We start from the raw sequence: 6,710 nt of genomic DNA on the forward strand, positions 1-6,710 counted from the left end.
GGATCAGGATGGGCGAGTCCAGGGTCTGCGCGCCCCCGGCGTCCCGCCCGAGCAGGGCCAGCGCCCCGGCGTAGTACCCGCGCCCGGTGCGCTCGTACCGCTTGATGACCCGGCAGGCGTTCTGCACCGGCGACCCGGTCACCGTCGCCGCGAACATGGTCTCCCGCAGCACCTCCCGCGCGTCCAGCGAGGACCTCCCGCGCAGCTCGTACTCGGTGTGCGCGAGGTGCGCCATCTCCTTCAGCCGGGGGCCGACGACGACCCCGCCCATGTCGCCGACGGTGCACATCATCTTCAGCTCCTCGTCGACGACCATCGACAGCTCCTCGGTCTCCTTGGCGTCGGAGAGGAACGTCAGCAGGTCCTCCGGGGTGGGCCCGCCGGCCGGATAGCGGTACGTGCCGCTGATCGGGTTCATGACGACCGTGCCGCCGGTCATCCGCACGTGCACCTCGGGGCTCGCGCCCACCAGCGTCCGGTCCCCGGTGTGCACCACGAACGTCCAGTACGCGCCCCGCTCGGCCGCCAGCAGCCGCCTGAACAGCGCGAGCGCGTCCGCGCGGCCGAAGCCGGGGATCCGGCCCTCGTACGTGCGCCGGATCACGAAGTTCGCACCCTCGCCCCGGCCGATCTCCTCGCGCAGCACCCGGCCGACGATCTCGCCGTACGCCTCGTCGTCCACGTCGAAGCCGCCGTCCTCGACCCGCACCTCGTGCGCGGGCAGCCGGTCCAGCGCTTCGGCGAGCGGGAGCTCGTACGACTCCTCGGGCGTGAGCACCAGCAGTGGGGTGCCGTCGTCGCGGACGTCGAACCCGCGCTCGCCCAGCTGCCGGAACGGCACCAGGGCGAGCCCCTCGCCGGGCAGGTCGGCCAGCTTCTCCCGCCGGGTCACCGGGCCGGTCAGCACCTCCACCACCTGCTCGTCGCGGCCCGGGGTGCGGCGGCGGAGCAGGGCGAAGGGGCGGTCGTCGTGGGCGAGCCGTGCCAGGTCCATGGGGTTCCTCGTTCCGTCGGTATCGGTGAGGAACGGCCCCGGAAACGCCGAAGGCCGCCCCTCGGGCGGCCTTCGCGAAGTCGTCGTACGCGCGATCAGTGGGCCGCCGGATGAGCGGTCCACCACCAGTTCCGGATCGAAGGCGCGAACATGCCGGAGACCATAGGGCCATCGCGGTGGCCGTGTCCACCGGGACCCGCTCGCCGGGTCACACCGCCGTATCCACGGGATCCGGTGTCCCACAGTTTGGGCGTGGGGACCGACACCGGGCACGCAGCCCGTAGTCTGGGAGCGTGAACGCAAACGCCTCCAACGTCGACATGAACACCTGGCGAGACCTCCCTGCGGCACAGCAGCCGGAGTATCCGGACCAGGAAGCTCTCCGGAAGGTGATCACCGAACTGGAGAGCTTCCCTCCGCTGGTCTTCGCGGGCGAGTGCGACCAGCTGCGCGCCCGGATGGCGGCCGTCGCCAAGGGAGAGGCGTTCCTCCTCCAGGGCGGCGACTGCGCGGAGGCCTTCGACGGCGTGTCCGCCGACCAGATCCGCAACAAGCTGAAGACGCTGCTCCAGATGGGCGCCGTCCTCACCTACGCGGCGTCCGTGCCCGTGGTGAAGGTCGGCCGCATCGCGGGCCAGTACTCCAAGCCGCGCTCCAAGCCGACCGAGACCCGCGACGGCGTGACGCTGCCGGTGTACCGGGGCGACTCCGTCAACGGCTTCGACTTCACCGAGGCCAGCCGCATCCCCGACCCGGAGCGGCTGAAGCGCATGTACCACGCGTCGGCGTCCACGCTGAACCTGGTGCGCGCCTTCACCACCGGCGGCTACGCCGACCTGCGCCAGGTGCACGCCTGGAACCAGGACTTCGTGCGCACCTCGCCGTCCGGCCAGCGCTACGAGCAGCTCGCGCGCGAGATCGACAACGCGCTGAACTTCATGCACGCGTGCGGCGCGGACCCGGAGGAGTTCAAGACCGTCGAGTTCTACTCCTCGCACGAGGCGCTGCTGATGGACTACGAGACGGCCCTCACCCGGGTCGACTCGCGCACCGGGCAGCTGTACGACGTCTCCGCGCACATGGTGTGGATCGGTGAGCGCACCCGGCAGCTGGACCACGCGCACATCGAGTTCGCCTCGCGGATCCGCAACCCGATCGGCATCAAGCTCGGCCCGACCACCACGGCCGAGGAGGCGCTGCAGTACATCGAGCGCCTCGACCCGGAGCGGGAGCCGGGCCGGCTGACCTTCATCGTCCGGATGGGCGCCGACAAGATCCGCGACAAGCTCCCCGAGCTGGTCGAGAAGGTCACGGCGTCCGGGGCGACGGTGGCCTGGGTGACCGACCCGATGCACGGCAACACCTTCGAGGCGGCCTCCGGGCACAAGACCCGCCGCTTCGACGACGTGCTGGACGAGGTCAAGGGCTTCTTCGAGGTCCACAAGGCGCTCGGCACCCACCCGGGCGGCATCCACGTGGAGCTGACCGGCGACGACGTCACCGAGTGCGTGGGCGGCGGCGACGAGATCTTCGTGGACGACCTGCACCAGCGCTACGAGACGGCCTGCGACCCCCGGCTGAACCGCAGCCAGTCGCTGGACCTGGCGTTCCTCGTGGCCGAGATGTACCGGGACCAGTGACCGGCGGCCGATGAGCCACCCTGGGGCGCGGATCACACCCGATCCGCGCCCCAGCCGCTTTCCCGGGTGCCACCGCGTGAGTAAGGTTAGGTTTGCCTCACCGGAACGGGGAGTGCATGGAACAGCGAACCCCTCGGGGAGGTGAACCCGCGTGTACGTCTGCAGTTGCTTCGGCATCACCGAGGACCAGGTGAAGCGGCACGCGGAGAACGGCGCCTGCACCCCGCGCCAGATCGCCTCCGCCTGCAAGGCCGGCACCGACTGCGGCGGCTGCGTCCGGCGCATCCAGGCCCTGCTCGGCCGCGGTGCCTGCCCGCGCCGGGAACTGATCGACCAGCGGGCCCCGGCCCTGGCCCGGCTGGACGACGCCGCCTAGTCGGAGGAGTCCGGCTGGCTCTGCTCGATCAGGGTCGACAGGTAGAGCGCCTCGCCCAGCTTGTCCACGAGTTCCAGCTGGGTGTCCAGATAGTCGATGTGGTGTTCCTCGTCGGCCAGGATCGCCTCGAAGACGTTGGCCGACGTGATGTCGTCCTTCTCCCGCATCAGCTGCACGCCCCGGCGCAGCCGGTCGATGGCCTCCACCTCGATCTGCCGGTCCGCCTGGAACATCTCGGTCACCGTCTGCCCGACCCGTACGTGGAAGAGCCGCTGGTAGTTGGGCAGGCCGTCCAGGAGCAGGATGCGGTCGGTGAGGACCTCGGCGTGCCGCATCTCGTCGAACGACTCCGCCCGGGTGTACCGGGCGAGCTTGGTCCACCCCTTGTGGTCCTGGAGCTTGGCGTGCAGGAAGTACTGGTTGATCGCGGTCAGCTCGGCGGTCAGCTGTTCGTTCAGCAGTTCGATGACCTCGGGGTCGCCTTGCATGGCTGTGGACTCCTTCCAGGGGGACCGGGCCGCTAGCGCCGCATGATTGCACCGGCGGGGAAGATCGTCCAGTAAGTGCGTACTTAGTAAGTACGCACTGAGTTGTCGGTAATTGTCCCGTTCGGGGGTGGGTGGTCAGGGGCACTGCCCGGGGTCTGTCAGGATGGATACATGGGTCATCCGGTGGAGCGCGAGTCCGAGGCGGCGGCGGGGGCCGAGCTTCCGCCGGGTCAGCGGCTCCAGCGGGGCTGGCCGGTCACGCACTACGGACCCGTGCCGAAGTTCCGGCCCGAGCGCTGGGAGTTCCGGGTCTTAGGCGCCACCGCCGACGGCGGCAAGCACACCTGGACCCACGAGGAGTTCACGGCCCTGCCGTACACCACGGTGGTGGCCGATCTGCACTGCGTGACGAAGTACAGCATGCTCGGCGCGGAGTGGGGCGGCGTCCCGGCGAGCGCCGTCCTGGACCTCGCGCCGCCGGCGCCGGACGTCACCCATGTGATGGTCTGGGCGGAGTACGGCTTCAGCTCGAACCTGCGCCTGTCGGACTTCTGCTCCGAGCGGACCATCTTCGCCACCCACAAGGACGGCGAGCTGCTCACCGCCGAGCACGGCTTCCCGGTCCGCCTGATCGTGCCCCACCTGTACGCGTGGAAGGGCCCGAAGTGGGTCCGGGGCGTGGAGTACATGACCGCCGACCGCCGCGGCTTCTGGGAGGAGCGCGGCTACCACAACATCGGCGACCCCTGGAAGGAACAGCGCTACTCCTACCAGGAGGAGCCCGGGGACGGCCCCGAGCTCTGACTCCCGCGTCTTGCGGGTTCAGTGGTGGTACCGGTGCACCACCGCGTGGCCCCGGCCCCGGCCGATCGTCCACTTGTTGACCGGGGTGGTCACCAGGAAGGCGAGCACCAGCGAGACGGCGAGCGAGATCCAGAACAGCGCGTCGCCCAGCATGGCGTCCCTCGCCGACGGCCAGACCATGATCACGCCGTTGTCGATCAGCTCCATCACCGCGATCGACAGGGTGTCCGCCGCCAGCGCCACCCGGAAGGCCGTACGGAAGCCGACGCCGGCCCGCAGCACCCCGCGCAGGGTGAGCGAGTAGCCGAAGAAGAAGGCCAGCACGATCGCGAGCAGGGTGGTCGGCAGGTTGCCCCAGCCGAGGGCCGTACCGAGGACCATGCCCAGCACCTCGCCGATGGCGCAGCCGGTCAGGCAGTGCAGGGTGGCCTGGACCGCCATGGACCAGGTGGCGGCGGGGGTGTGGTGCTGCCCGTGCTGCCCGTGGTCCGTGTGCTCCTGGGTGTGGTGGTGCTCGTGTTCCGCGCGGGCTTCGTGCCGCATGACTGCCCCCAAGTCGGGTGGTGGTTCCCTCACCGAGTGGGAACCGTATACCCCCAAGGGGTATTCCCAGTCAGGCGTCGCGGAGTTTCTTCAGCAGCTCCACGTCCGTCGCGTGCCCCTCCTTGCCACCGGGCGTCTCGATCACCAGCGGCACGCCCTCGGTCGCGGGGTGGGTCATCAGGGCCCGGAACGGGTCCTCGCCGATGTGGCCGGCGCCGATGTTCGCGTGCCGGTCCTTGTGCGCGCCCACCACGTCCTTGGAGTCGTTGGCGTGGATCAGCTTCAGCCGGCCCGCGCCGACGGTCTCCACCAGCAGGTCCAGCGTCCGGTGCATGCCGTCCGGCCCGGTCAGATCGTGCCCCGCGGCGAAGACATGGCAGGTGTCCAGGCACACGCCCAGCTTCGGATGGGCGTCCAGCGCCTCGAAGTACGGCCCGAGGTCCCGGGTGCGCGAGCACAGCGAGGCGCCCTGCCCGGCCGTCGGCTCCAGCAGCAGGAACGGATCGTCGTCATGGGTCAGCTCGTCCAGCAGCGGCAGCATGTGCTCGCGCACCTGCTTCAGCGCCACCTCCCGGGCCCGGCCGCCGGTCGCGCTCCCGGTGTGCACCACCACGCCGAGCGCGCCGATCTCCCGCCCGCGCCGCAGCGAGTGCCGCAGCGACTCCACCGACCGCTCCACGGTCGCCTCGGTGTGCGAGCCGAAGTTGATCAGGTAGGGCGCGTGCACATACGCCGGGATCGACTCCTCGGCGCAGGCCGCGCGGAACGCCTCGTCCTGCCGTGGGTTCCCGGCCGGCGTGGCCCAGCCGCGCGGGTTGGCGACGAAGACCTGCACGGTCTCCGCCTTCAGATCGCGGGCGTAGGACAGCCCGGCGGAGTGCAGACCACCGGCCACCGGGACATGGCTGCCGACGGGGTTGCGGGGGAGGGAGGACTGAACGGGACTCACCCGTTCAGGGTGTCATGTCCGCCCCCGCGCCCGGGCCGGGTCCCGCGGTGAGACCGGTCACCGGATGGTGATCTTGATCGTGGAGCCCTTGGGCGCCTCGTCGCCGCCCTCCACCGACTGCTTCTTGACGGTGTCGCCGAACAGCCCGAGCAGCCCCCGGTCCTCCTTCACCTCGAAGCCGGCCGCCTCCAGTGCCTCGTGGGCCTCGTCCACGTTGTCGCCGACCACGTCCGGGACCTCGACCATCTCCGGTCCGTCGGACAGCGTCAGCGTCACCGTGTCGCCCTCCGCGGCCTCGCTTCCGTCCTCCGGGCTCTGCGCGGCGACGGTCCCCTTGTCGTACTCGGACGAGTGGATCCGCCCGGCCGCGACCTTCACCTTCAGCCCGGCCCCGGTCAGCTCGTCCCGGGCGCTGTCCAGGTCCTCGCCGGTGACGTCCGGCACGTCGACGGGGCTGCCCTTGCTGACGGTCAGCGCGATCGCCGAGCCCGCGTGCCGCTTGGTGCCCGCGTCCGGCGTCGTACGGATCACCGAATCCGCCGGCACGTCGTCGCTGAACTCGCGGGTGACCATGCCCGGCTCCAGGCCGTCCGCCTTCAGCCGCGCCCGCGCCTTCGCCAGCGTCTGCCCCTCCACGTTCGGCACGTTCACCGTCTCCGGGCCCAGCGACACGGTCAGCGTGACCTTGCCGTGGTCCCGTATCCGCGCGCCGGGCGCCGGGTCCGAGCCGATCACCGAGCCCCGTTCGACCGTGTCGCTGTAGGCCCGCTCGACCTGGCCGACGTCCAGCCCGGCCGACTCCAGCCGGTCCCGCGCCTGCGCCTCGGTCTTCGCCAGCAGCGGCGGGACCTTGGTGAACTGGCCGGAGTTGATGTACCAGACCCCGGCGCCCACGCCGAGCACCACCAGCACGGCC

At 70.7% G+C, this 6,710-nt stretch carries 9 protein-coding genes; 3 read left to right on the top strand and 6 right to left on the bottom strand.

What is annotated here, in order from left to right; genetic code table 11:
- Both H5J33_RS18925 and H5J33_RS38710 read right to left on the bottom strand, forming a co-directional pair.
- On the bottom strand, positions 1 to 994 hold a 994-nt coding region (locus H5J33_RS18925), incomplete at its 3' end, for a chorismate-binding protein (RefSeq protein WP_181796116.1).
- Between the two features lie 95 nt (positions 995 to 1,089).
- Positions 1,090 to 1,158, bottom strand: coding sequence for a trp operon leader peptide (locus H5J33_RS38710; protein WP_399552868.1), 69 nt, complete (start codon positions 1,156 to 1,158; stop codon positions 1,090 to 1,092).
- A 156-nt stretch (positions 1,159 to 1,314) separates the two neighbouring features.
- Between H5J33_RS38710 and H5J33_RS18935 the strand changes: the two genes are divergently transcribed.
- Together H5J33_RS18935 and H5J33_RS18940 are read left to right on the top strand one after the other, a co-directional pair.
- On the top strand, positions 1,315 to 2,634 hold the full coding sequence (locus H5J33_RS18935) for a class II 3-deoxy-7-phosphoheptulonate synthase (protein ID WP_181796124.1): 1,320 nt from the start codon (positions 1,315 to 1,317) through the stop codon (positions 2,632 to 2,634).
- A gap of 151 nt (positions 2,635 to 2,785) precedes the next feature.
- Positions 2,786 to 3,010 carry a bacterioferritin-associated ferredoxin gene (locus H5J33_RS18940; protein WP_181796118.1) on the top strand — a complete coding sequence of 75 codons (225 nt, stop codon included), beginning with the start codon at positions 2,786 to 2,788 and terminating at the stop codon, positions 3,008 to 3,010.
- On the opposite strand, the gene bfr is transcribed toward H5J33_RS18940, so the two are convergent.
- Positions 3,007 to 3,498, bottom strand: coding sequence for a bacterioferritin (gene bfr / locus H5J33_RS18945; protein ID WP_181796119.1), 492 nt, complete (start codon positions 3,496 to 3,498; stop codon positions 3,007 to 3,009). The two genes, H5J33_RS18940 and bfr, sit on opposite strands and share 4 nt — an antisense overlap.
- A 171-nt stretch (positions 3,499 to 3,669) precedes the next feature.
- Between bfr and H5J33_RS18950 the strand changes: the two genes are divergently transcribed.
- Positions 3,670 to 4,302 carry a sulfite oxidase-like oxidoreductase gene (locus tag H5J33_RS18950; RefSeq protein ID WP_181796120.1) on the top strand — a complete coding sequence of 211 codons (633 nt, stop codon included), beginning with the start codon at positions 3,670 to 3,672 and terminating at the stop codon, positions 4,300 to 4,302.
- A gap of 18 nt (positions 4,303 to 4,320) precedes the next feature.
- Here H5J33_RS18950 and H5J33_RS18955 read toward each other — a convergent pair whose 3' ends face one another.
- The 3 genes from H5J33_RS18955 to H5J33_RS18965 all read right to left on the bottom strand — a co-directional run.
- Positions 4,321 to 4,845, bottom strand: a complete 525-nt coding sequence (locus H5J33_RS18955) for a DUF4396 domain-containing protein (RefSeq protein ID WP_181796121.1) — start codon at positions 4,843 to 4,845, stop codon at positions 4,321 to 4,323.
- 70 nt (positions 4,846 to 4,915) lie between these two features.
- Positions 4,916 to 5,794 (bottom strand): deoxyribonuclease IV, encoded by an 879-nt coding sequence (locus tag H5J33_RS18960; RefSeq protein ID WP_181796122.1) that lies wholly within the window; start codon positions 5,792 to 5,794, stop codon positions 4,916 to 4,918.
- A gap of 57 nt (positions 5,795 to 5,851) precedes the next feature.
- The coding region (locus tag H5J33_RS18965) for a Stk1 family PASTA domain-containing Ser/Thr kinase (RefSeq protein ID WP_181796123.1) at positions 5,852 to 6,710 on the bottom strand (859 nt) is incomplete at its 5' end.

The organism is Streptomyces sp. WELS2, assembly GCF_013870595.1.
GTDB lineage: Bacteria > Actinomycetota > Actinomycetes > Streptomycetales > Streptomycetaceae > Streptomyces.